This window comes from Salinisphaera sp. SPP-AMP-43 (assembly GCF_049568105.1).
In the GTDB taxonomy this organism is placed as follows: Bacteria; Pseudomonadota; Gammaproteobacteria; order Nevskiales; family Salinisphaeraceae; genus Salinisphaera.
Map to the genome: position 1 here is coordinate 2,349,110 of NZ_CP145335.1, position 25,291 is coordinate 2,374,400.

General features: G+C 63.3%; 15 protein-coding genes. 4 read left to right on the forward strand and 11 right to left on the reverse strand.

The features are described 5' to 3' along the window. Nucleotides 1-132 precede the first annotated feature (132 nt). From V5738_RS09990 to glgB, 6 genes are all read right to left on the reverse strand, one after another. Nucleotides 133-1,260, reverse strand: a complete 1,128-nt coding sequence (locus tag V5738_RS09990) for an ABC transporter permease (protein ID WP_423820653.1) — start codon at nt 1,258-1,260, stop codon at nt 133-135. A 2-nt stretch (nt 1,261-1,262) separates the two neighbouring features. Further along, on the reverse strand, nt 1,263-4,034 hold the full coding sequence (gene rbbA, locus V5738_RS09995) for a ribosome-associated ATPase/putative transporter RbbA (protein WP_423820654.1): 2,772 nt from the start codon (nt 4,032-4,034) through the stop codon (nt 1,263-1,265). Next, nucleotides 4,027-5,106 carry an HlyD family secretion protein gene (locus tag V5738_RS10000; protein WP_423820655.1) on the reverse strand — a complete coding sequence of 360 codons (1,080 nt, stop codon included), beginning with the start codon at nt 5,104-5,106 and terminating at the stop codon, nt 4,027-4,029. Before V5738_RS10000 ends, rbbA begins: the two co-directional genes overlap by 8 nt. 127 nt (nt 5,107-5,233) lie before the next feature. Further along, the gene (gene ppsA, locus V5738_RS10005) at nt 5,234-7,639 is read right to left on the reverse strand and encodes a phosphoenolpyruvate synthase (protein WP_423820656.1); all 2,406 of its coding nucleotides are present in this window, start codon (nt 7,637-7,639) and stop codon (nt 5,234-5,236) included. A 414-nt stretch (nt 7,640-8,053) separates the two neighbouring features. Further along, a complete protein-coding gene (gene glgA, locus V5738_RS10010) occupies nt 8,054-9,508 on the reverse strand; it encodes a glycogen synthase GlgA (protein ID WP_423820657.1) in 1,455 nt (484 codons plus the stop codon). Nucleotides 9,509-9,518: 10 nt separating this feature from the next. Beyond that, nucleotides 9,519-11,687 carry a 1,4-alpha-glucan branching protein GlgB gene (gene glgB / locus V5738_RS10015; protein ID WP_423820658.1) on the reverse strand — a complete coding sequence of 723 codons (2,169 nt, stop codon included), beginning with the start codon at nt 11,685-11,687 and terminating at the stop codon, nt 9,519-9,521. A gap of 149 nt (nt 11,688-11,836) precedes the next feature. Between glgB and glgC the strand changes: the two genes are divergently transcribed. The 3 genes from glgC to malQ are packed head-to-tail and all read left to right on the forward strand — an operon-like array spanning nt 11,837 to nt 16,169. Then, nucleotides 11,837-13,102 carry a glucose-1-phosphate adenylyltransferase gene (gene glgC / locus V5738_RS10020; protein ID WP_423820659.1) on the forward strand — a complete coding sequence of 422 codons (1,266 nt, stop codon included), beginning with the start codon at nt 11,837-11,839 and terminating at the stop codon, nt 13,100-13,102. Beyond that, nucleotides 13,095-14,780, forward strand: a complete 1,686-nt coding sequence (locus tag V5738_RS10025) for a glycoside hydrolase (protein WP_423820660.1) — start codon at nt 13,095-13,097, stop codon at nt 14,778-14,780. The genes glgC and V5738_RS10025 overlap by 8 nt, the downstream gene beginning before the upstream one ends. 6 nt (nt 14,781-14,786) lie before the next feature. Next, on the forward strand, nt 14,787-16,169 hold the full coding sequence (malQ, locus tag V5738_RS10030) for a 4-alpha-glucanotransferase (RefSeq protein WP_423820661.1): 1,383 nt from the start codon (nt 14,787-14,789) through the stop codon (nt 16,167-16,169). A 1-nt stretch (nt 16,170) separates the two neighbouring features. Here the strand turns inward: malQ and glgP are convergent, their stop codons facing one another. Further along, nucleotides 16,171-18,732 (reverse strand): alpha-glucan family phosphorylase, encoded by a 2,562-nt coding sequence (gene glgP / locus V5738_RS10035; RefSeq protein ID WP_423820662.1) that lies wholly within the window; start codon nt 18,730-18,732, stop codon nt 16,171-16,173. A gap of 291 nt (nt 18,733-19,023) precedes the next feature. Here glgP and atpG point away from each other — a divergent pair, with 291 nt between their 5' ends. Next, complete coding sequence (gene atpG, locus V5738_RS10040; protein WP_423820663.1) at nt 19,024-19,893, forward strand: ATP synthase F1 subunit gamma; 870 nt, start codon at nt 19,024-19,026, stop codon at nt 19,891-19,893. A gap of 401 nt (nt 19,894-20,294) precedes the next feature. Here the strand turns inward: atpG and surE are convergent, their stop codons facing one another. From surE to V5738_RS10060, 4 genes are all read right to left on the reverse strand, one after another. Continuing rightward, nucleotides 20,295-21,059: a 5'/3'-nucleotidase SurE gene (gene surE, locus V5738_RS10045; RefSeq protein ID WP_423820664.1), complete on the reverse strand. Its 765-nt coding sequence runs from the start codon at nt 21,057-21,059 to the stop codon at nt 20,295-20,297. Nucleotide 21,060: 1 nt separating this feature from the next. Next, nucleotides 21,061-22,131, reverse strand: coding sequence for a phosphotransferase family protein (locus V5738_RS10050; RefSeq protein WP_423820665.1), 1,071 nt, complete (start codon nt 22,129-22,131; stop codon nt 21,061-21,063). 67 nt (nt 22,132-22,198) lie between these two features. Next, the gene (locus V5738_RS10055) at nt 22,199-23,413 is read right to left on the reverse strand and encodes an acyl-CoA dehydrogenase family protein (RefSeq protein ID WP_423820666.1); all 1,215 of its coding nucleotides are present in this window, start codon (nt 23,411-23,413) and stop codon (nt 22,199-22,201) included. A 158-nt stretch (nt 23,414-23,571) separates the two neighbouring features. Next, on the reverse strand, nt 23,572-25,203 hold the full coding sequence (locus V5738_RS10060; RefSeq protein WP_423820667.1) for an AMP-binding protein: 1,632 nt from the start codon (nt 25,201-25,203) through the stop codon (nt 23,572-23,574). Nucleotides 25,204-25,291: the final 88 nt, after the last annotated feature.

The following is a 25,291-nucleotide window of genomic DNA, read 5'->3' on the forward strand; positions in this document are numbered from 1 at the left end:
GTGCGCTACGAACCCGACGACCGTGTACAGCGCGCCGGCGCGGTGGCTCATCTAGTGCCCATCGATGGTCGCGGATACGTCGATCCGTGCTTGCAGACTAGTGACTGCAGCGACCTCGCTCGTTGATTGAAATCAATCCCGGCCAGCACGTGCCATGGTGCGTCGAAACTGAGCCAGCGATATCAAAAACAGCACGCTGCCGATGGCAGCGATGGCTACGAGCTGCGGCCAGACCGTGGCCAGCCCCGCACCGCGAAAAAGCACGCTCTGGGCGAGTGCCATGAAGTGGGTCGTTGGGGCGGCCAGCATCAGATCGCGCACCACGAGCGGCATGCTCTCGCGCGGCGTGGTCCCGCCGGAAAGAATCTGTAGCGGCAACAGCACCAGCACCACCAACAAACCGAATTGCGGCATAGACGGCGCCAGCGTACCCAGAAAGATGCCCATCGACGTGGTCGCGAACAGATGCAGCACAGTCGCAGCCAGAAACAGTGCTATCGATCCCTGGATCGGCACGCCGAGCAGGCTCTGAAGCACCCACATCAACGACCCAGCAGTCGCCGCCAGCACTACCAGCGCCATAGCGCCGACCTTGCTCAGCATGATCTCGATCGGCGTGACCGGCATCACCAGCAGATGCTCGACCGTGCCGTGTTCGCGCTCGCGAATGAGCGCTGCTCCGGTGAGCACGATCGACAACAGCGTGATGTTGTCGATCAGTTCGACGATCGCGCCGAACCAGGCTTGGTTGAGTTGCGGGTTGAAGCGCACTCTCGTCACCAATCCGACGAGCGCGCGCGGGTCGCGCTCGCGCCGCTGCACGAAGTCACGGACCGTATCGTCGATGATCGTCTGGATATAACCGCTACCGGTGAACGCCTGACTGATTCGGGTGGCATCGACATTGACCTGGATCGCGGGCCGCCGACCGGCCAGCACATCGCGCTGGAAATGCGGTGGAATATCGAGGGCAAAGGTATCGCGCCCGGCATCCAGGCGTGCATCCATCTCTGCGATGCCAATCAGACGCGGCCGCAGAAAATACGGCGGCTGGAACGCATCCACGATGCGTCTCGACAGCGGCGAATCGTCTTCGTCGACGATGGCGATCGGCGCATCGTGCAAGGCATCGGGTATCGCCTGGGCCGCTGCATAGATCGCCAGGGTGAAGGCATACACGATCAGCACGAGCAGCACCGGGTCGCGGGCGAAACCTCGCAATTCCTTGACCGCAAGGTGGACGATATTCGCCGCACGCACGCTCAGCGGGCCTGTCGCGGTAACAGCATGACAGCCAGCGCCAGCAATACCGGCACACTCAAAAGCAGCGCCCAGAACGCGCCGGCCAGCTGCGAAAAGCCGAGCCCCTTGGAAAACACCCCGCGTACGATGATCAAAAAATGGGTGGTCGGATAGAGTTCGCCGATGATCCGGCCAGCCCCGCGCAGCGAGGTCACCGGCGTAATCATGCCGGAAAAGCTCATGACCGGCAGCAGCGTCAGCACCGCGGTACCAAAGATCGCAGCGATCTGGCTGCGTATGAACGCCGAGATCAGCAGCCCCATCGCGGTCGTCGCCGCGGCATAGATCAACGCCGCCGTCGCCAATGCGATGACACTGCCGGTCAACGGCACGCCGAAGAAACCGACCGCAACCAGGCACAGCAGCACAAAACTGAGCATGGCCAGGGCGATATACGGCAGCTGCTTGCCGAGCACGAATTCCAGCCGCGTAGTCGGCGTCACATACAGGTTAATGATCGAGCCCAGCTCTTTTTCCCGAACCACGCTGACCGCAGCCAGCATCGCCGGGATCATCATCACGATCATCGGCATCACCGCCGGCACCATCGCGGTCAGGCTGTCCACGTCGGGGTTGTAGCGATAACGTAATGCGACTTCGACCCGCCCGGCGTTCAGCGCCGCTTGGCCACTATCCCGGGCCTGCGACGCCTGCCATTGCTGATGCAGGCCGAGCACATAGCCGCGGATGGTCTCGGCGCGGCTGGGCATCGTGCCGTCAATCCAGGTAGCGATCTCGACCCGTCGTCCGCGCGCGATGTCGCGTCCAAACTGCGGCGGGATCTCGATCGCCAGGCTTATATCGCCGCTGCGCATTCGTCGATCCAGATCGGCATGGTTCGCAATCGACGCTTTTTCGGTGAAGTACCGCGAGCCGGCAATACGGTCGGCATAGTCGCGGCTGAGCTGGCTGTGATCGTGATCGAGCACCGCGAATGTCAGATGATCGACATCCAGATTGATGCCGTAGCCGATCACCACCATCAGCACGATGCTGCCAAGCAGCGCCAGCGTCAGCCGGATCCGATCGCGCCTGAGTTCGAGGGTTTCACGGCGGGCATAACCGGCCAGCCGGTGAAGATCGAACCACGCGCGCCCCGCGCTCGGCCCAGCCATCGATTCGTGGCCGGTCAGCGCCGCATCCGCCGTGGCGACCGCGAATTCGTCGGCCTGGCCTGGCGCCTCACCTGCGGCCGATGCGAGATAGCCGATGAAAGCCTGCTCGAGGCTGCTGGCCCGACGTTCGCGCATCAACCCGGCCGGCGTGTCGACCGCCAGTACCCGCCCGGCATGCATCAACGCCAGGCGATCGCAACGAGCCGCCTCGGACATGAAATGGGTCGCAATGAACAGGGTCACGCCATCCCGGCGCGACAGTTCCAGCAACAGACGCCAGAAGCCATCGCGGGCCGCCGGGTCGACCCCTGAAGTCGGCTCGTCGAGGATCAGAATTTCTGGGGCATGAATCACGGCCACCGCCAACGACAGACGCTGCCGATGGCCCAACGGCAGCGCCTCAGGTCGGGCCTCGGCAACCTGGCGCAGTTCGAAGCGATCGAGCATTGTCGCGATACGTGCCGGTATCGCCGCGGCCGGTATCGCGAACAGGCGCGCATGCAGCGCGAGATTCTGACGGACCGTCAACTCCGTATACAGCGAAAACGACTGCGACATATAGCCGACCCGCCGGCGCGTGGCCATATCCGCCGGATCGAGCGCGCGACCGAACAGCCGCGCCTGGCCGGAACTGGGCGCCAGCAGACCGGTGAGCATTTTCATGGTCGTGGTCTTGCCGCAGCCGTTGGAACCGATAAAGCCGAAGATCTCGCCGCGCCTGATGGCAAAGTTCACCCGGTCGACGGCTACGAACGCGCCAAAACGCAGGGACAGATCGCTGGCCTGGATCGCGATCTCGGCCGTGCTGGTAACCGGCGGCAGACTCTCGAGCGGCCGGTAATCGCGACGCGCAGTAGCGGGTAGAAGCGCGATGAACGCAGCTTCCAGGCTTTGCGTGTGCGTCTGCTCGAGCAGCCCAGGCCCACTATTGCAGGCCAGGACCCGTCCGGCATTCATCGCGATCAACCGATCAAAGCGGCCGGCCTCTTCCATATAGGCCGTGGCGACCAGCACGCTCATGCCGGGACGCTCGGCGCGAAAGCGCCCGATCAAGGCCCAGAACTGACCGCGTGATAACGGATCGACCCCGGTCGTGGGTTCGTCGAGGATCAACAGATCCGGCTCGTGAATCAGGGCACAGCACAGCCCGAGCTTTTGTTTCATGCCGCCGGATAGCTTGCCGGCCGGGCGGTCGAGATAGTCGGCCAAGCCGGTACCGGCTGTCAGCCTGGCGATGCGTCGATGCCGCTCGGCCTCGCCGCGGCCGAACAGACGGCCAAAGAAATCGATGTTTTCGAATACCGATAGGCTCGGATATAGATTCCGCCCCAGCCCCTGGGGCATATAGGCGATGCGCATGCAGACATGCCGGCGATGAGCGGCGGCCCGCATATCACCACCGAGCACCGCCACAGACCCGCTCTGAATCGCCCGCACGCCGGCCACCAAGGCCAGCAGACTCGACTTCCCGGCCCCATCAGGCCCGATCAGCCCCACCACCTCACCGGCCGGAATCTCGAGGTCGATATCCTCCAAGGCGACAGTCGTACGATAGCGCAGATATACGCCGGACAGACGGGCGACGGGCTGCACTTCACTGGCGGTCAGCTCAGCCATGTGGCAACCGGATATGCAGATCGGCCGGCCAGCTCGCCTGGGCATCCAGGCGTACCGTCACCATGCCAGGCAGCCCGGTCTTAACCTGACGAAGATGCCGACGCAAAAGCTCCGGGGCGATACGCGCCTTGAGCCGAAACGTGAGTTTTTGGCGCTCGTCGGCGGTTTCGACGGTCTTCGGCGTGAACTGGGCCACATCGGCCACATAGGAAATCGTCGCCGGAATCACATACTGCGGCGCAGCATCCAGCACGATACGCGCCGGCGCGCCCAGAGCGACCCGCCCGGCTTGCGCGGTCGGCAGGAAAAACGTCATGTAGACATCGCTCAAGTCCACCATGCTGAGCACGCTTGCACCGTTGGCCAGTACCTCGCCTGGCTCGGCCACGCGATACTGGATACGCCCCGAACGCGGAGCCCGCAGCACGCTATCGTCGAGTTCGGACTGCAATTCGCGGGTCGCAGCGATGGCGGCCGCGATCTCGGCCTTGGTTTGTTCGACCGAAGCCCGGGCCGCTCGGATCGCGGCCCGGCTGGCCTTGACCTGAGCCCAGGCGGCCGTAAGTGTCGCCTCGGCCTGCTTGAACCGTGCCTGTTGATCCTCGAATTCCTCGACCGAGCTCGCCCGTTCACCGAGCAGCGCTCGAGCGCGCCGAAGCCGGGTCGCAGCGACATCGCGCTCGGCCTCGCGCTGGGCGACCCGGGCTCGAGCGTTGGCATATTCAGCCTGCCGCAGCGCGACCTCCGAAACCGCCGAGGCCTGGCTGCTACGAACTTGTTGGATGCGGGCTCTGGCTTGGGCCAGCCGTGCCTTGAGCGTGCGGGTATCCATCACGGCGACCACTTGGCCGGCATGAACGAAATCGCCCTCGTCGACCCGGATGTCATCGACCCGTCCGGCGTACTGCGTCGCGATTTCGATATCCACGGCCTCGATCCGGCCATTGCTCGTAGCAAAGGCGTAGCCGAGCGGATCGGCCTGAAACAGGCGTATCCCCAGCCAGGCTGCAACGATCGCTGCCAGCAACACACCGATCATCCAGCCTCGCCAGTTCTTGGGTTTTGGATTCATGGCCTTGTCGCCGCCCTGGCCCGTGGCGACGGACTGGGCCGGTCTGCACCGCCAGCCGCGGCTCGATCCCCTGCGACCGGTCGTTACGAGTGGATACTATCGAACCGTACCGCCCGCCCCGCACAGGCTAGCCCGTGTTCGCGATGCCCTGATCGGCTTCGGCATCGGCGACATGACGCTTGACTGCGACAAAGCTGTCCGGATTGATCGATATCGAATCGATACCTGCGGCGACCAGCAGCCGGGCGAACTCTGGATGGTCGCTCGGCGCCTGTCCGCACAGCCCGATCTTGCGACGCGGCGGTTCGTGGACCCGATGGATAGCGGTCTCGATGGTATGGACCACAGCCGGGTGGCGTTCGTCGAACAGACCGGCCAGACGGGCCGAATCCCGATCCACACCGAGCACGAGCTGGGTCAGATCGTTGCTGCCGATAGAAAAACCATCAAAACGTTCGGCGAACGCCCGGGCCTCGACGACGTTCGATGGCAGCTCGCACATCACATAAACCTCGAGGCCATCGGCGCCGCGAACCAGCCCGTTGTCGGCCATCACCTCGAGTACATGATCGGCCTCTTCGGGCGTGCGACAGAACGGGATCATGACCACGAGATTGGTAAAGCCCATAGTCTGGCGCACCGCTTTGACCGCCTGGCACTCTAGGGCGAACCCGGCCCGATAATCTGGATCGTAGTAGCGACTCGCGCCTCGCCAACCGAGCATCGGGTTGTCCTCGGCCGGCTCGAAAGCCTGGCCCCCGATCAAACGCGCATACTCGTTGGTCTTGAAATCGCTCATACGCAAAACGATCGGCTGCGGATAGGCCGCAGCCGCCAGCCGACCGATGCCCAGCGCCAGTCGGTCGACGAAATACTGCGGTTTGTCGTCGTAGCCCACGGTCAGCGCGTCGATCCGGGCACGCGCTGGGGCATCGATCATCTCGGGGTAGCGAACCAGTGCCATCGGATGAATCTTGATGGCGTTGTTGATGATGAATTCCATACGCGCCAGCCCTACCCCCTGGGCCGGCAATCGCCACCATCGCAGGGCAGCGGCCGGATTGGCCAGGTTGAGCATGATCTGGGTATGGGTCGACGGAATATCCGCCAGTGCCAGTTCTCGGGCCTCGAAATCCAACCGGCCCTCGTAGACGAACCCTTCGTCTCCCTCGGCGCAGGACACAGTCACGTTCTGGCCGTCGGACAGCAGGGTGCTGGCGCGCTCGGTACCGACGATCGCCGGTAGACCGAGTTCGCGGCTGACAATCGCGGCGTGCGAGGTCCGACCGCCATGGTCGGTGACGATAGCTGCGGCCCGCTTCATGATCGGCACCCAATCCGGATCCGTGCTCTCGGTGACCAGCACCGAACCATCGACAAAGTCGTCGATCTCGTCGGCGCGCGACAGACGACAGACTGCCCCGGCTGCGATCGCATCGCCGATGCTATGACCACTAACCAGCACTCGCCCCTTGGTCTTGAGCCGGTAGTCGACGATCGCCCCGGCCTGGCGATGCGATTGCACGGTCTCCGGGCGGGCCTGAACCATGAACAAGGCCCCATTCTCGCCGTCCTGGGCCCATTCCATATCCATGGGCGTGCCATAGTGGGCCTCGATCGCGATCGCCCAGCGCGCCAGCTGCAAGATATCGTCGTCGCCCAGCACGGTCTGGCGCGCCTGTTCGGCCGGCGTATCGATCAGCCGCGTGGCCCGTCCATCGCCCTGGGCGTAGACGAGCTTGCGGGCCTTACGGCCACATTGTTTTTCGATGATCGGACGATAACCACGCGCATCGAGCAACGGCTTGAAGACCATGTATTCATCGGGGTCGACCGTTCCTTGCACGACGGTCTCGCCCAGCCCCCAATTGGCGTTGATCAACACCACATCGGGAAAGCCGGTTTCGGTATCCAGCGAAAACATCACGCCGGCCGCTGCCCGGTCGGCGCGGACCATACGCTGCACCCCAACCGACAACGCCACCTGGAGATGATCGAAGCCGTGATTTTCGCGATAGACGATGGCCCGGTCGGTGAACAGCGAGGCATAACAGCGTCGACAGGCATCCAGTAGCGCCTCGGCGCCCCGAATATTGAGAAAACTTTCCTGCTGGCCGGCGAAGCTGGCCTCTGGCAGATCCTCGGCCGTGGCACTCGAACGCACGGCGACATCCGGGGTCTCGCGGCCGATACGCTGGCCCAGTTCTACATAGGCTCGGGTTATGGCACTGGCAAGCTCGGTAGGAAAGGCACTGTCCAGAAACAGCGAACGAATACGCGCCCCGGTTTCTGCCAGCCCGGCGATGCCGGCCTGGAAACGGCCTAAAGCCTCGCCGATCGGCTCTGCCAGCGCGTTGGCCTGAATGAACGCCCGATAGGCCGTGGCGGTTGTAGCAAAACCTTCGGGCACACGAACGCCGAGTTCGTCGAGATGCCGGGTCATCTCGCCCAGCGACGCGTTCTTGCCGCCCACTACCGCCACATCGCGCCTATCCAGCTCGTCGAAAGCGCGGATATAAGCGCCGTCCGTCATCGTTATTTTCTCCTGGCCTGGTACGGCCGGCGAGCCCGCCGGCCGTACCAGCCCGGCTCAACGGCGCCACTCGGCCTTGCGTGCCAGGCACTGGGGCCGCCAAGGGCAATCCGTGTCCTCGCAGAGATTGCGCTCGTCGGTCGCAAAACAGGGCACGCCACCGCGGCGCCATTGTTCGGTCCAGACGCGCCACCGCAGCCGGGACGGGTCCCGCCGGCCGTGCAACGCCGCGATCCGTTCATCGCTGACCTGATCGAACTAGGTGGCCTGTGTCATACCCTGGACTCCAATACGCAGAAGGAAAGCCGTGACGGCTTTCAGTGATCACCGCACTATGCGTATTCGAATCTAGCCCGGTGGCCAGCGGCGGGTTTTGACCAAGATCAAGGCGTGGCCGGCCTAGTTAATGCTGCCTCACATACGCGGCGCCGCTTCGGCATAGACTTCGAGATAACGCTGGGCACTACGCTGCCAGCCGAAATCGCGGCGCATCCCGGTCTCCTGTAGTCGCCGCCAACGCGCGGGCTGGCGGAAACAATCCAGTGCTCTTACGATCGCATCGTTGAAGGCTTCGGCGCTCGCTGGTTCGAACACGAAGCCGGTGGCCTCGCCCGAAGGGTCATCCAGATCGGTGACGCTGTCGGCCAGCCCGCCGCAGCGATGCACCAGCGGCGGCGTACCATAGCGCTGGCTATACATCTGATTGAGTCCGCAAGGCTCGAACCGCGACGGCATGAGATAGATATCGGCCCCAGCCTCGATACGGTGGGCCAGACCTTCGTCGAAATCTAGGCGCACCGCCACCGCCGTCGGCTGTTCGTCGGCGATCCGGCGCAACGCCGCCTCGATGACCGGGTCGCCACGCCCGAGCAGCACCAGCTGGGCGCCATTGGCGAGCAGCATGGGTAACGCCGCGAGAATCAGATCGATACCTTTTTGTTCGACCAGTCGCGAGATCACGCCGAATAAAGGCGCATCCGCGTTCTCGGCCAATTGCATCTCGCGCTGCAGCGCAGTTTTGCACACACGCTTGCCGGCCAGGTCAGCGGCGTCGTAGGCCGCTGGGATATGCGGATCCTCGGCCGGATTCCAGACCTGGTCATCGATCCCGTTCAGCAAGCCGTACAGGCGATGGCCACGGGCGCGCAGCAGCCCATCTAGCCCCTGACCGAGCGCCGACTGGCAGATCTCGGCCGCGTAGGTCGGGCTGACCGTGGTCACGGCATCGGCGAACGCCAGCCCACCCTTGATGAAAGACAGCTGGTCGTGGAATTCCAACGCGTCGTAGTGCCACAGCCAGTCCGGCAAGCCGAGCTCGAACAGCGCGTCGCGACCGAACAGACCACGATACTGTAGGTTGTGTACGGTGAATACGGTCGTGGCCGGTACGCGGCCGAGCATGGCATACACCGGGGCCAGCCCGGTCTGCCAATCGTTGCAATGCAGGACGTCGGCCTGCCATTCGATACCGGCCCGACCGCCGGCCAGCATCGCAGCGATACGAGCGAACATGCCGAAGCGATACCCGTTATCCGGCCAGTCGCGGTGCTGATCGTCGTGATACGGATTGCCGCGTCGGTTGCTCACGCCAGGCAGATCCAGAAACCAGGTCGCCACGCTGTCGTGCTCGGCAGTCGAGGTGAGCAGGCGGGCGCCGGCCACTGGCGCTCGAAACACCGGCACCTCGGCCAGCCGCGGATGCTGGGCCAGCACGTCGCCATAGGCCGGTATCAGGAGCCGGACGTCATGCCCTAGTTCTGCCAGCGCCTGCGGCAGACTGCCGGCCACATCCGCCAGCCCGCCGGTCTTGATCCAAGGCGTCGCCTCGCTGGCGACGAACAGAATGCGTAGCGGGCCCTGTGTGAGCATCGTGTCGTCCTCAGGATCGGGGGTCATGCTGCAGTATCACGCCGGCCAGCGGCGGCAGCGTGAGCGCGATAGCGTGTTCTGAGGCCATGCCGGGGGTCGGCTGGCTGGTCAGGCTGCCGAGATTGCCGGTATTACTACCGCCGTAGCGCGCGGCATCGGAATTGAACAATTCCCGATAATCGCCGCTCTGGGCCACAGCGATTCGGTAGTCGTGCCGGACCAACGGTGTAAAATTCAGCGCCACGATCACCTCGCGCGATCCATCGCGGCGTCGATAGGCCACCACCGAATGGGCCGCATCGTCGCAGTCGATCCAGGCAAAGCCGCGCGGGTCGAAATCGAGCCGGTGCAGCGCCGGTTCATCGCGGTAGAGCGTGGCTAAATCACGCACCAGATCGGCGATGCCGCGTCGTTCGGGCTCGTCGAGCAGAAAATACGGCAGCGCGAGTTGATCGTTCCACTCCCAGGGGTTGGCCATCTCGCCGCCCATGAACAACAACTTCTTGCCCGGATAGGTGAACTGGTAGGTATAAAGCAGCCGCAGATGGGCTCGTTTTTGCCAGTCGTCGCCGGCCATCTTGCCGTATAGCGAGCCTTTTTCATGGACTACCTCGTCGTGCGACAGGGCCAGCACGAAATTCTCGCTGAAAGCATAAGTGGGCCCGAAGGTCAGTTCGTGGTGGTGATGGGCCCGGTGCACCGGGCTGCGATGCAGATAGTTCAGGGTGTCGTGCATCCAGCCCATATTCCATTTCATCGAAAAACCCAGGCCACCGGCTTCGGGTGGGAGCGACACGCCTGGCCAGCTCGTCGACTCCTCGGCGATCGTGACGCTGCCGGGCGCCTCCCCATGGGTGAGCACGTTCAAACGGCGTAGAAACGCGACCGCCTCCAGATCCTGGTTGCCGCCCTGGGCGTTGCGCTGCCATTGCTCAGGGCCGCGCGCATAATCGAGATACAACATCGATGCCACGCCGTCCACGCGCAGCCCGTCGAAGTGGAATTCAGCCAGCCAGTACAGCGCGCTCGACAACAAAAAACTGCAGACTTCGGGCCGGCCGTAATCGAATTGCAGCGTGCCCCATTCGGGGTGCTCGCCGCGCAGCGGATCGGCATGCTCGTAGAGCGGTTGGCCATCGAAACGCGCCAACCCGAAATCGTCGCGCGGGAAATGCCCGGGCACCCAGTCCAGGTACACGCCGATGCCAGCCTGGTGGAAATGATCGACGAACCAGCGTAGGTCGTCCGGCTGCCCGTAGCGGCTGGTCGGCGCGAAATAGCCGGTTGGCTGATAGCCCCAGGAGGCATCGAAAGGATGCTCGGTCAGTGGCAGGACCTCGATATGCGTCATGCCGAGCTGCTGCACATAGGGCAGTAGCCGTTCGGCCAGTGCCCGATAGTCCAGAAACTCGCCATCGGCGCGACGCATCCAGGAGCCGAGATGGACTTCGTAGATCGCAATCGGCGACTGCTGCCAGCCGCCGCGGGCGGCCATCCAGCCAGCGTCGCCCCAGTCGTGGCGCGCCGGCCCGGTCACGATCGCCGCGGTAGCCGGGCGACGCTCGAAACGCTGGCCATAGGGATCGGTCTTGGTCTGGACTGCCCCGTTCGCCGTACGGATTTCGAATTTATACAGCGCGCCCTCGCCGACGCCAGGGACGAACAGTTCCCAGACCCCGCTTCGGCTGCGTATCCGCATGGGATGGGCGCGCCCGTCCCAGCGGTTGAAGTCGCCGACCACGCTGACACGCTCGGCGTTGGGCGCCCAGACGCCAAAACGCGTGCCCTCGATGCCCTGATCGTTGGCCAGATGCGCGCCGAGCAGCCGCCAGGCTTGACTATGTTCACCGGCGTTGAAGCGCGCCAGATCGCTGTCATACAGCAACGGTTCGAACGCATAAGCATCGTGGTGCTCGTGGCGATACCCGTGCTCGTCGACCCAGACCAGCCGATAGTCGTCCGGCAAGCGGCCGTCCGGGCCGCGCCAGATGAACAATGCCGTTTCACCATAGCGCTGCATCGGTTCGTCCAGAGGCAACAGACGCGCTTCATGGGCATGCGGCAGAAACGCGCGCACGATCTCGCCGTCGGCGTCTGCGTGGCGACCGAGCAGCCGATGCGGATCGTGCAAACGCGCATCGAGCAACCGGATCATCTGGTCATCGTGCAAACCATGCATGCGTTTTCGCCTCTGGCCATGACCTGGCCATGACCACCGAGTCATGGGTCTACGATAGCTCTTGAATCTAGATTATTCGATATAAGTACCGTCCGGGTCGTTTTTCGCTTAGTCTGAAGTTGCGGGTTCATCGGAAGGGAAAAGTGGCCATGGACGCGGAAACACAAAAAGCGCATTCGAATCGTTTCATTAGCCTGGTCACACGCGACACGCTGGCCATGGTCCTGGCCGGCGGGCGCGGTACCCGGCTCGGCGGTCTGACCCGGCGGCGTGCCAAGCCAGCGGTACCGTTCGGCGGCGAATTCCGGATTATCGATTTCGTGCTGTCGAACTGCATCAATTCGGGCATTAGACGGGTGTCGGTGCTCACCCAGTACATGGCCCATCCGCTGATTCGCCATATGCACCAGGCCTGGGGTTTCCTGCGCGGCGAGTTCGGCGAATTCGTGGAAGTGGTGCCGGCCCAACAGCGCCTGGGCGAATCCTGGTATCGCGGCACCGCCGATGCGGTCTACCAGAATCTGGATCTGATCGCCGAACACGAGCCCCGCTTCGTTCTGATTCTCGGTGGCGATCATGTCTACAAGATGGATTACGGGCCGATGCTCGGTTTCCACTTGAGCCACAACGCCGACGTCACCGTCGGCTGTGTCGATGTATCGCTGGACGAGGCCCGCAGCTTCGGCGTCATGTCGGTCGACGACGACCTGCGCATCAGCGCGTTTTCGGAAAAACCCAACGAACCGACCCCGATGCCCGGCCGCCCCGATCGCGCCCTGGCCTCGATGGGCATCTATGTCTTCAGCACCGACTATCTGATCGAGATGCTCGAAGCTGATGCCCTGGATACCGATTCAAGCCGAGATTTCGGCAAGGACGTACTGCCGGCGGCGGTCAGCCAGGGGCATGCGGTCTATGCCTATCATTTCAGCGAGAACGTCGAGGCCGGCACCGGCTACTGGCGGGACGTCGGCACGCTGGATGGCTACTGGAAGGCCAATCTCGAGCTGATCAACGTCATGCCCGAGCTCAATCTCTACGACCGCGACTGGCCGATCTGGACCTATCAAGAGCAGGTGCCCCCGGCCAAGTTCGTATTCGACGACCATGGCCGCCGCGGTGAGGCCGTCAATTCCATGGTCGCCGGCGGCTGCATCGTCTCGGGCGCGACCGTGCGCCGTTCGCTGCTGTTTTCCAGCGTTCTGGTTGCCGAGCGCAGCGTGATCGAGGATTCGGTCATCCTGCCCAACGTGGTCATCGGTTCCGACTGCCGGATCCAGCACGCAGTCATCGACAGCGATTGCCATATCCCCGACGGCACCCAGATCCGCATCGACGAATCGGCCGACTTCCGGCGTTTCGAAGTCACCGAAGACGGCGTGGTGCTGGTGACTCGCGAGGCGCTCGATGTCTGAACGATCCTATCCCCCTCTGCAGATCGTGCTGTGCTGGCATATGCACCAGCCCGACTATTTCGACCCGAGCAGCGGCCGCTTCCAGGATCCATGGACTTATCTGCATGCGATCAAGGATTACGTCGACATGGTCGCGCACCTCGAGGCGCATCCGGCTGTCCGCGCAGTGGTCAATTTTTCGCCGGTATTGCTCGAGCAACTCGAGACCTATCGGGCCGATCTGGCGGCCGTGGCCATTGGCAACGGCCGCCTCCACGACCCACTGCTGGCCGCACTTCAGCAACCGCTGATCCCCAGCGAGCGCGAAGAACGGATGCTGCTACTGCGTGCCTGTCTACGCGGCGCGGACAATCGCCAGTTCGACGGCTTCGAGGTCTTCCATCGCTTGATCGCAACTGCCCGGCATATGCTCGACCAGCCCGATGAAGTGGCCTATCTGCACGATCAGTTCTTCGTCGATCTGCTGGTCTGGTACCACCTTGGCTGGATCGGCGAAACGGTCCGGCGCCGCGATACCCGTATTCAAAAGCTCATCGCCCAACAGCGCCACTACAGCATGCTCCAGTGCCGTACGCTGGTGGCGGTGATTCGGGAGCTGATCGACGAGGTCCTGCACCGCTACCGGGTACTGGCCGAGGCCGGGCGCATCGAGCTGTCGATTACGCCCTACAGCCATCCGATTCTGCCGCTGTTGCTGGATATCGACAACGCCCGCGATGCCTGGCCGGATTGTCCGCTGCCGAGCCCCTACCCGCAGGGCGAGCCTCGAGCGCACTGGCATTTACGGCGCGCACGAGAAGTCTTCGAGCGTTTCTTCGGGCAGGCGCCACGAGGCTGCTGGCCGGCCGAGGGCGGCATCTGCGAACGGACCGTGACACTGGCCGGCGAAGCCGGTTTCGACTGGGTCGCCAGCGGCCAGAGCGTGCTGCGCCACAGTCTGGGCGAAGCCCAAGCCACGCCCGCCGAGCTGTACCGTCCCTATCTGCTGACCGATACGGGAGCCGCCTGTTTCTTCCGCGACGACGGGCTCGCCGATGCTATCGGATTCGTCTATCGCGACTGGCATGCCGACGATGCAATCGACGATTTCATCGGCCGCCTGGAAGCGATCGACGCCGCCCGCGACGACGATACCCCGCTGGTCGTGCCGGTCATTCTCGATGGCGAAAACGCCTGGGAATACTATCCGCACAACGGCTATCACTTTCTGGATGGGCTGTATGCCGCGCTCGAGGCCCACGAGCGATTGGCCACTACGACCTTCTCGGCATATCTGGATGCCCACCGGGACGCGGCCGCCCCGCTGGCCCGACTGGTGGCGGGCAGCTGGGTCTACGGCACGTTTTCCACCTGGATCGGTGATAGCGAAAAAAACCGCGCCTGGGATCTGCTGGCCGCAGCCAAACGAGCGTTCGATGAACGCGCCCCGGCGCTGGATGCGAGCACGCGAACCTCAGCCGAACGCCTGCTGGCGATCTGCGAAGCCTCCGACTGGTTCTGGTGGTTCGGCGACGACAACGAAGCCGACACCGTGATGCATTTCGAACGACTGTTCCGTCTCAATCTGGCCGCGCTCTACCAGAGCCTTGGCTGTGATCCTCCGGATTTGCTGGCTTATGTTTTTACCCATGGGGTCAGCCAAGGCGGTCGTGTCAACACCATGCGTCGCGCACATTGAGGTCCCATGAGTTTTGCCCCCGTACTCGATCGACGCCGTAGCGGCGTCCTGCTCCACCCCAGCTCGCTACCCGGCAAGGGAGCGCTCGGCGGTCGACTGGGTCCTAAGGCGAGCCGGTTCTGTGATTTCCTCCAGGCGAGCGGTTTCAGTATTTGGCAAACGTTGCCGCTGACGCCCCGCGATACAGCCGGCAGCCCCTATCGCAGCCCGTCGGCGTTCGCGATCGATCCCGACCTGCTCGACCCGGCCGAGGCCGTCAGTGACGATTCCGGCAAGCCAGACTATGCCGATTTTTGTTATGCCCAGCGATACTGGCTGGACGACTATGCTCTCTATACCGTATTGCGTAGCGCCTACGCCGTGCCCTGGTATGACTGGCCGCCAGCGCTCCGGCGTCGCGATCCTGAAGCGCTGGCCGAGACACGTCGGGATCATGCCGAGGCTCTCGAATCGGTCTGTCATACCCAGTTCCTTTGCCATCGAGCCTGGCAACGCATTAAGCACTACGCCAATGCGCGCGGCATCCGCCTATTCGGCGATCTGTCGTTCTTCGTGGCCTACGACAGCGCCGATGTCTGGGCCCAGCCCCAACTGTTTCAGCTCGATGACCGTGGTCGAATGACAGCGAACACCGGCGTTCCACCGGATTATTTCGCTGCCCATGGCCAGCTCTGGGGCATGCCCCATTACGACTGGGCCGCGATCGAAGCCAGCGGCTGGCAATGGTGGATCGAACGCGTACGCCGCCAGCTCGATCTGTTCGATCTGCTGCGACTCGATCATTTCCGCGGTCTGGCTGCGGCTTGGCATATCCCGGCTTGTGCCCAACACGCCGAGACCGGCCGGTGGGCGCCAGGGCCCGGCGATAACTTTCTGGAAGCGCTACAGGAGGCCCTCGGCCCGCTGCCGTTGGTGGCCGAAGACCTGGGCCAAATCACTCCGGACGTACGAGCACTACGCGATCGGAACGGGCTAGCCGGCATGCGCGTGCTGCAATTCGCCTTCGGCGGCTCGGCCAGCAATATCCATCTACCCCACAATCACATTCCGAATGTGGTGGTGTATACCGGCACCCACGACAACAACACCCTGGCCGGCTGGTGGGCGCACGACTGTGATGAGCGCCTGCGCGAGCACGTCGAGAATTACTTCGGCGATCCTTCGCTGATTCCCGATGCCATGCGCCGCGCCGCGCTCGCCTCGGTCGCGCGCTGGGCGATCATGCCCATGCAGGATCTGCTCGGGCTGGGCGCGACAGCCCGGATGAACACCCCCGGCACTGCGACCGGCAACTGGGCCTGGCGTATGGACAGCCTGCCGAACGACGGCGAATTGAGCGCGCACTGCCACGCGCTCAACCATCTTTACGGTCGGCTGGCAACGGAATAGATCACAGCCAGCGCATCAACCCGGTCTCGAAGGGGTGCGCCAGCAACGGGTGCCAGGGATAGGCCCGCACCTGGTATTCATAGCGCCCCGGCACGTTCATCGGCTCGGCCAGCCGATAGATCGCCGTCCCCTCATCGCCGTTCTCGGCCTCGAGGCGACAGCAAATCGCCGACTCGGTCTCGCCGTCATCGCGTACCCGGGTCAACACACATTCGAGTTGTATGTCCTCGGCCTGCAGCCCGTCGAGGACCACTTGGATATCCAGTTCGAGCGGCTGGCCGCTGTCGATCTGTTCGGGGCGGCCATTGCTACGACGCAACTCGACCTGGGGCCAGGCCCGGGCGACCCGGGCTTTCCAGGCCACCAGGTCGGTCGCCGGCTGGCCAGCCTTGTCGCCAAGACGCTGCCCGTGCCGGCTGGCCGGCAGGTACAGATCGCCGACATAGTTCATCAACATACGCTGGGCATTGAAATGCGGCAGTACGCTGTACATCGCGGCCTTGGCTCTTGCGATCCAGCTGTTTGAGAAGCCGCTGTTGCCGCGATCGAAATACAGCGGCACGACCTCGTCCTCGAGCAAATCGAGTAAGTCTTCGGCTTCATAGTGATCGCGCTGATCGGGATCGCTTTGGCTGTAGGGCGTGATCGCCCAGCCGTTGTCGCGCTGGAAGCCCTCGGCCCACCAGCCATCGAGCACGCTTACATTGAGCGCACCGTTCATAGCAGCTTTCTGCCCAGACGTACCACAGGCTTCCATCGGGTATAGCGGCGTGTTGAGCCATACATCCGCGCCCGCCACAAGCTGGCGTGCTAGCGCGAGATCGTAGTCCTCGATCACGAACAGCTTGCCGGCGTATTCCGGCCGTCGCGAATAATCCACCAAGGTTCGGATCAACGCCTGGCCCGGCTCGTCGGCGGGATGCGCCTTGCCGGCAAACAACAGAATCACCGGCCGCTCGGGATTGTTGAGCAACTCGGCCAGGCGCTGTGGATCGCGCAGCAACAGCGTGGCCCGCTTGTAGGTGGCAAAGCGACGCGCAAATACCAGCACCAACGGGTCGCGCCCGAAGGTCGGCCGCAACATCGCCAGACGTCGTTCGATATGCGCTGCCCCCACGCCTTGCCGGGCATACTGGCGGGTCAGGCAGGCCGCAACGTATTCGAGCATGTCGGCTTTGATCGACATGCGCTGCAGCCAAAACTGCTGATCCGGAACGGTCTGGATCAAACGGCGCCAGAAATGGATATCGCTCTGACGGGCACGCCAGCCCGGCGCGTGCATATCGAAGAAATTACTCCACTGCCGCGATAAAAACGTTTGTACGTGTACCCCATTGGTCACATATTGCAGCGGCGACTCATCGATCGGCACCTGCGGCCAGATATGTGCTTCCATCTCCGCAGCTACGCCGCGATGAATCCGGCTGACGGCGTTCTGATAGCGCGACGCTCGGAGTGCCAACGTGGTCATGTTGAATGACGTCTCGTCGTGCTCGCTTCTTCCGAGCGCGAGCAGCCGATTCAGATCGACGCCCATCGCCTCGGCATAGGGCGCGAGATTGGCAGCCGCCAGTTCGTGCTCGAAGACATCGTGGCCGGCCGCGACCGGCGTATGGGTCGTGAACACGGTCGCGGCCGCGGTCAGTTCGAGTGCAGCCTCGAACGACAACCCGGCCTCGACCGACTCGCGACAGCGTTCGATCATCTGAAACGCCGCATGACCTTCGTTGACATGCCAGACCGTCGGCGCCAAGCCCAGCGCCCGCAGCGCGCGCACCCCGCCGACTCCGAGCACCAACTCCTGCTCGATCCGCAGCTCGTGGCCGCCGCCATAGAGCTGGAAAGTGATCGAGCAGTCGCGCTCGGCATTACCGAGCACATCGGTATCGAGCAGATACAGCGCCAAGTGGCCGATATCGGCACGCCAGACCTGAACCCGCACCTCGCGGCCAGGCATGGGCACGCTGATCTGCAGCGGCTGGCCCTGGCTATCGCGGACGAGGTTGATTGGCAGATCGCGCAGATCATGCGGCTGGAACACCGCGTTTTGGGTGCCGTCGCGTTCGATGCGCTGACGGAAATACCCCTGGCGATACATCAGCCCGACTGCCACGAAGGGCAATCCGAGCCCGCTGGCGGCCTTACAGTGATCGCCGGCCAGAATGCCGAGACCGCCGGAATACAGCGGCAGACTCTCGTGCAGGCCGTATTCGGCACAAAAATAGGCGATCAGGGTGTTTTGGCTATCGAACTGTTCGGCGACCGCTGCCGAGGGGCGGCTGGTCTGATCCCGGTAGGTGCGAAACAGACCGAGCACATACTGGTATTCCTCGATGAACGCCGCATCCTGGGCCAGTTCGTCGAGCCGCTGCTGGGAAATCCGACGTAGAAAAACCTTGGGATTGTGCCCGCAGCGCTCCCAAAGGCCGGTATCCATGCGCCAGAACAAGCCGCGGATATGACGATCCCAGGCATAGAGAAGATTTTCCGAAAGGACCTTGAGCTCCGATAACGGTTCGGGCAAACGCGCCTGAACCTCCAGGACATACTTCTGACCTGCCATGCCGTTACCTTCCACCTATGAGTCATCGCCGATGTGCGATGGGATAGATCACAATATATCGCCTGCAGAAGCCGATGGCGCTTTTCGCACCAAGAAATCTCATCGGTCGTGCCTTAGCGGCCCCCGTAGCCCCACTGCCGACTTAAAATGGGCCCTCCCCTCTCAATGCATCTTTGACCGGCGGCGTCGCGCGTTGTTTGACCCATATCAATGCCGAATGCAGTCACCGCTCTATATTGGCTCCAAACCGCCCCGAGCCGATTTACAAACAGCCAGTGCCGATCGTCTGGAATGAGCCAAGGCCGAGAAATCCAAAAACAAATTCAGCAGGTCGGCAAACTGCAACGGGTGGTTCGCTCGATGCAGCTTGTCGCCCTCGCCAAGCGTCGCCGTTGCATCGATCAGATGCTGACCGGACGACCCTATGCCCAGGCCATCGAACGCATCGCCCGGCATATGGTTTTGGCGCATAGCGAGTTCCAGCATCCGCTGCTTGCCGTACGCAACGGTGAGCGCGCCGGGTATTTCGTGGTGACCTCCGATCGCGGCCTGTGCGGTGGGCTCAATCATCGCCTGCTGACCCGGGTGGCACGGCTGATGTCGGACCATCCGGCGGGCAGCGAACAATCGCCCCGGCTGGGCGTGTTCGGCCAGCGCGGCATCGCGTTTTTCCGCAATCGCGGCGAACCCCTTCTAGCCTGTACTCCGGGGGTCGCCCATTCGCCGAGCCTAAGTGCCCTGGCTGGCACCACCAAGGTCTTAATCGACGAATATGCCGATGGCCGGATCGATCGGCTGTTTCTGGCCTTCAACCGCTTCGAGAATGCCCTGCGCCAGACGCCGACCATCGTCCCGCTGCTGCCGATCCCGCCGGCCGAGGACCCGGAGGTACCCAAAAGCTGGGACTATCTCTACGAGCCGGAATCGCTCGATCTGATCGATGTGGTGTTGCGCCGCTATCTGGAATGCCAGATCTATCAGGCGCTTTTGGAGAACCGCGCCTGCGAGATGACGGCACGCGCGACCGCCATGCAGCAGGCCTCGGACAATGCCTCGCAAAAACTCAAGGAACTCAACCAGACCCGCCACAAGCTGCGCCAAGCCGCTATAACCCAGGAAATCGAGGAGATCATGTCTGGCTGCGAGGCCACCCGCGACTAGACCAGCGCGCCGGTAGGAAGCCATCGCCCGAACGCCGCCAAGGCATCGCTGGGGCAACCAGGACCTGTTGCATCAGAGGAACTGGCCGGTAAGGTCAAATCCGGGGCTTGGCCATATTCCGAGTGCTGCGTTGGCGGCCGTCGATCGATTTCTGCAAGGCATCAGTCGCGGCGTTATAGCCTGCCACGCTCGCCCTTGGTCACGCCGCCGGGCCTCACAGTGCATCTAAACCGGCGCTACCCCTTCCTGCCAAGCTCGGTCTAGTGGCGATTCAGCGTGGTCGCGCATACGAATGCTGAACACTATATAGCGCGTCGAACGCGTTGGTCTGCTACGCAACAGCGCTTGGCGCGTTGGCGCGGATGCGATCGAAATATCCAGCCTGGATGCGGTGACGTTCGTCAGCCCCGCATCGGCCATTCGAACGCGGCACTGGGGCCCGGGATGTTCGGATCGCTACGGGCACCGCGCAAGGCCATCGCAGCGACCCGCCCATTACGCAGGGCCGCGATATCGCGGTCCGGATCCGTGACATGGCGGCTATCGTAAGCAAACGTCAGCCGTTGCTGCCTCGGGTCCTGGGCATCGCGATCAGCGATCCAGCGCGGCTGGCTGACGGGCAGGCGCGCCTCTCGGACGATCCGCAGGCAGGGCGCCGTATCACCGAGTGTGGCCGGGAAATTGATGCTCCAGCAACGCACGGCGTCTTGCTGTGCCCACAGGGTATGCAGCGCGGTTCGTGCCCAGCGGCGCGACGGCTCGAAATCGATCCGCTCGCCGCGATAAGCCTGGCTCAGAGCCACCCCGGCAATCCCGAGATGTTCGGCTGCCAATACCGCGCCGATGGTCCCCGAATACATAATCGAATCCGATAGGTTCGCCCCGTGATTGACGCCCGAAAACACCACGTCGGGCGGCGTATCGCGCAGCAGATGGCCAACGCCATACATCACGCAGTCGGCCGGCGTCCCGGGCAGGACATACTGCTTCGGCCCTTGCTGGATACACGCCAGCGGCTCATGTAGCGACACCGACTGGCCGGTACCGCTTCGGTTACTGGAGGGCGCGACGGTCCAGACATCGTCGGACAGGCCAGCAGCGATAGCTTCTGCAACGCGCAGACCCGGCGCGTCGACACCGTCGTCGTTGGTCACGAGAATACGCATATCAGTCGTAGCCGCGTGCCACCTGCCAGCCGCGCTCGGCCATGAGCCCGGCGCGGCTGCCCACCGCTAACGCATTTTCACTGCTGGCGTTGCCGGCCTGGGCCCGGGCTGCCACCCCCTGCAGGATGGCCGCCATGCGATACAGTGCGAATGCGACGAACACGGGCCAGTCCTCGATCGGGCCGAGTCCGCGGGCGGCCCGGTAGCGCGCAATCTGGGCGGCCTCATCGGGAATGCCGAGGATATCCAGGTCTAACCCTTCGAGGCCGGCGATGCCGATAGTGTCCGGCGGTAGGTAGTACGGCATACAGGCATAGGCGAGATCGGCCAATGGGTGGCCCAGCGTCGCCAGTTCCCAGTCGAGCACCGCGACCACCTGCGAGACGTCTTCGGCCATCAGCAGATTGCCGATACGAAAATCGCCATGCGCGATCGCCGGCGGCGGATCGGCCGGGATATGCTCGGCGAGCCAGTCGCCCAGCTGCGTCATGTTGGTATCGACCCGGTCGGTGGAGGCCTCGTATTGCCGTCGCCAAAGTTTGATCTGGCGCTCGATATAGCCCGCCGGCTTGCCGAACTCGGCCAGCCCCGCGGCCTCGACATCGACCGAGTGCATCGCCGCCATGGTATCGATCAGACCGTGGTGGACCCGGCGGCGCGCCTCAGGATCGAGCTCGGGCAAGGCCGGATCAGAAAACACCTGTCCCGGTACATAGTCCATGACATAGAACGGTGTCCCGATGATCGAGGCATCGTCGCAGAACAGATGCATGGTCGGCACCGGTACGCCCGGCGCATCGGCCAGCGCTGCCATAACCTTGTACTCGCGATCGACACGATGCGCCGAGGGCAGAATATCGCCCGGTGGCTGCTTGCGCAGCACGTAGCGCCGGCCGTCGGCTTCGAGCAGAAAGGTTGGGTTCGACTGGCCGCCTTCGAACTGGCGCACGCTCAGGCGCTTGTCGACCAGGCCGTGCTCGGCGATATAGGTATATAAGGCGTTTTCGTCGAAACGGTGTTCCGAGCGTACCCCGGTCAACTCCGGGGTACCGGGTTGCTGGTCTGTCGTCATATTGGATCTCCGGATATCGGTCGGTTCCGGTCTTCGCCGGCTGTTCTTCGCGCCGAGCCGAGCGCCATCAAGCGCTTGCTGCACTCTGTGCCCGCAGCTCCAGCTTGGCGATCGAATCGAGATGCACCTCGTCCGGCCCATCGGCCAGACGCAGGGTACGGACATTGGCCCAGGCCGCCGCCAAGAACGTATCCTGCGATACGCCCATCGCGCCGTAGGCTTGGATTGCGCGGTCGATGACGGCCAGCGCCATATTGGGTGCGACCACCTTGATCATCGCGATCTGCTGGCGCGCCTCTTTGTTGCCGACGGTATCCATCATGCGAGCGGCATTGAGCGTGAGCAGGCGCGCCTGTTCGATCTCGATACGCGATGTCGCGATCTGTTTGCGGATAGAGTCGAAGTCCGCGATCCGACGGCCAAAGGCTTCGCGTTCCTCGACCCGGCGGCACATCGCCTGCAAGGCCCGCTCGGCGGCACCGATACAGCGCATACAGTGATGGATACGCCCTGGCCCGAGCCGGCCCTGGGCGATCTCGAACCCCCGCCCTTCGCCGAGAATCAGGTTGTCCGCGGGCACGCGCACGTTGTCGTAGACGATATCGGCATGCCCTTCCGGGGCATCGTCGTAGCCATAGACGGTCAGCGGCCGCTGGATATGCACGCCGGGGGTATCCAGCGGCACGAGGATCATCGATTGCTGGCGGTGACGCTCAGCCTGTGGATCGGTCTTGCCCATGACGATCGCGATTTTGCAGTTCCGCGTCATGGCGTTGGTCGACCACCATTTACGGCCGTTGATGACGTACTCATCGCCCTCGCGACGGATTTCGGTCGCGATATTGGTGGCATCCGAGGACGCCACGTTGGGCTCGGTCATAGAAAAACAGGAACGGATCCGGCCCTCCAGCAGCGGGCCCAGCCATTCGGCCTGCTGCTGGGCACTGCCATAGCGGGCCAGCACCTCCATGTTGCCGGTATCCGGGGCGTTGCAGTTGAAGATACCGGGCGCGATCCGGCTCCGGCCCATGATCTCGCATAGATGGGCATAGTCGTAGTTGGACAGGCCGGCTCCGTGCTCGCTGTCGGGCAGGAATAGATTCCATAGCCCCTCGGCCCGAGCTTTTTGCTTGAGCTGCTCGAAAATCGGCGGCTCGGCCCAGCGATCGTCGCCCATCGCATGCTGCTCGGCATAGACCGACTCGTTGGGATAGACATGCTCGTCCATGAATGCGAGCAGCCGCTCGCGCAGTGCTTCTGCTTTATCGGATAGTGCCAGCATGGGGAGTCCTTAATTGAGTGAGCGATACGACGGGCTTTTCCAATACCGTGGCCGGTAATACGGTTTGCACTGCCACAGGCCGGGTTGGACGCCTCGGCCGACCTTCGTTCGCGCGGACATAGTCCAGCCGTGCAGGGCAACCGGCACCGGCATGCGGCTTACGAATCGGCATCGGAACGCACGCTTTCCCGCAGGGCGGTCTTCTGAATCTTGCCGGTCGCGGTACGCGGCAGTGCACCGAAGATCACGCGGCCCGGCGCTTTGTAATGCGCCATGCGCTCGCGGCAGAACTCGATCAGGGTCTGCTCGTCGACCTCGCCGGCGTCGTCGACCAGCGTGACGAACGCACAGGGCCGTTCGCCCCAGCGCGGATGCGGCTCCGCGACCACCGCCACTTCGGCGACCGCCGGATGCTCATGCAGGACGCTCTCGATCTCCAGGCTGGAAATATTTTCGCCACCCGAGATGATGATGTCCTTGCTGCGATCCTTGATTTCGACATAGCCATCGGGATGACGTACGGCCAGATCCCCGGTATGAAACCAGCCGTCGGCGAACGCGGCCTCGGTTTCCTCGGGATTGTTGAGATAGCCCTTCATCACCGTGTGGCCGCGCACGCACAGCTCGCCGATACTCTGGCCATCGCGAGGTACATGACCGGCGTTCGCGTCGAGTACGGCGATATCCTCGATCGCGAAGTTCGCCACCCCCTGACGCGCCATGCAGGCCGCACGGGCCTTGCCGTCCAACTGCTCCCAGGCCGGCTGCCAGACACACAGCGTCGAAGGGCCATAGGTTTCGGTCAGTCCATATAGATGGGTGATATCGAAACCCAGCCGTCGGGCACGATCGATGACGGCCGCCGGCGGCGCCGCCCCGCCGAGGGCAAAATCCGCCCGGGTCGACAGACTCAGGCCCCGGCTTTCGAAATCGGCCAGCAGGCTGTTGAGCACGATCGGCGCCCCACAGAGATGGGTGACACCACAGGTTTCCATGCGCTCGTGAATCAGATCGGTATTCACGCTGTCCAGGCAGACATGGGTCGCCCCGGCTGCGGTCGTTGCCCAGACATATCCCCAGCCATCGCAGTGGAACATCGGCAACGTCCACAGAAATACGGAGTCGGTAGTCATATGGAACGCCATGGCGTTGGCCATGGCCGCGAGATAGGCACCGCGATGGTGGTAGACGACGCCTTTCGGGGTGCCGGTGGTACCCGAGGTATATAACAGCGTCAGCGCCTCCCACTCATCGTGTACGCCGGGCGGCTCATAGGCCGGATCGCCGGCTTCGACCAGGTCCTCGAAGCGTTGGCCGGCCAGCGCCTCCGAGGCACTGCCGTGGCTGTCGATCACGATGGGCGTAGGCCGTGCTTCGCCCAGGTGATCCAGGGCACGCTTGGCCACCGCGCCAAAGGCATGGTCACAAAGCAATGCCACTGCCTTGCCGTGGCGCAGCATAGTAGCGATCGACTGTGCGTCCTGACGAGTATTCAAGGGATTGAGCACTGCGCCGAGCATAGGCACGGCGTAGCGTGCCTCCAGCATTTCGTGGGTATTGCGGCACAGGATCGCGACGGTATCGCCACGACCAACGCCGTGTTCGGCCAGACTACTGGCGAGCTGCCGGCACCGCTGTTCGAACTCGGCATACGTCAACGTCATGTCGGTGTCGATCACGGCGCATCGCTCGGCATACACTTCGGCCGAGCGGTGTAAGAAACTCAGCGGCGATAACGGGACGTGATTGGCCGGCGTCTGGGGCAGCCGGTCATAATCGGCTTGGGCCATGATCTCCTCCGTATTGTTTATCGTTCGAGTCGGCGCCCGTTAATGGCCGGGCCGACCGCTCGAATCGTGCTTATAAGCTGTTCACTCT

What these genes read in the sequence shown, in the direction of transcription:
- glgB (WP_423820658.1), bottom strand. Translation starts at nt 11,687, where the DNA reads ATGCATGGTTTGCACGATGACCAGATGATCCGGTTGCTCGATGCGCGT.
- V5738_RS10055 (WP_423820666.1), bottom strand. Translation starts at nt 23,413, where the DNA reads ATGCTGGCACTATCCGATAAAGCAGAAGCACTGCGCGAGCGGCTGCTC.
- rbbA (WP_423820654.1), bottom strand. Translation starts at nt 4,034, where the DNA reads ATGGCTGAGCTGACCGCCAGTGAAGTGCAGCCCGTCGCCCGTCTGTCC.
- V5738_RS10050 (WP_423820665.1), bottom strand. Translation starts at nt 22,131, where the DNA reads ATGACGACAGACCAGCAACCCGGTACCCCGGAGTTGACCGGGGTACGC.
- ppsA (WP_423820656.1), bottom strand. Translation starts at nt 7,639, where the DNA reads ATGACGGACGGCGCTTATATCCGCGCTTTCGACGAGCTGGATAGGCGC.
- malQ (WP_423820661.1), top strand. Translation starts at nt 14,787, where the DNA reads ATGAGTTTTGCCCCCGTACTCGATCGACGCCGTAGCGGCGTCCTGCTC.
- glgP (WP_423820662.1), bottom strand. Translation starts at nt 18,732, where the DNA reads ATGGCAGGTCAGAAGTATGTCCTGGAGGTTCAGGCGCGTTTGCCCGAA.
- glgA (WP_423820657.1), bottom strand. Translation starts at nt 9,508, where the DNA reads ATGCTCACACAGGGCCCGCTACGCATTCTGTTCGTCGCCAGCGAGGCG.
- atpG (WP_423820663.1), top strand. Translation starts at nt 19,024, where the DNA reads ATGAGCCAAGGCCGAGAAATCCAAAAACAAATTCAGCAGGTCGGCAAA.
- glgC (WP_423820659.1), top strand. Translation starts at nt 11,837, where the DNA reads ATGGACGCGGAAACACAAAAAGCGCATTCGAATCGTTTCATTAGCCTG.
- V5738_RS10060 (WP_423820667.1), bottom strand. Translation starts at nt 25,203, where the DNA reads ATGGCCCAAGCCGATTATGACCGGCTGCCCCAGACGCCGGCCAATCAC.
- surE (WP_423820664.1), bottom strand. Translation starts at nt 21,059, where the DNA reads ATGCGTATTCTCGTGACCAACGACGACGGTGTCGACGCGCCGGGTCTG.
- V5738_RS10000 (WP_423820655.1), bottom strand. Translation starts at nt 5,106, where the DNA reads ATGAATCCAAAACCCAAGAACTGGCGAGGCTGGATGATCGGTGTGTTG.
- V5738_RS10025 (WP_423820660.1), top strand. Translation starts at nt 13,095, where the DNA reads ATGTCTGAACGATCCTATCCCCCTCTGCAGATCGTGCTGTGCTGGCAT.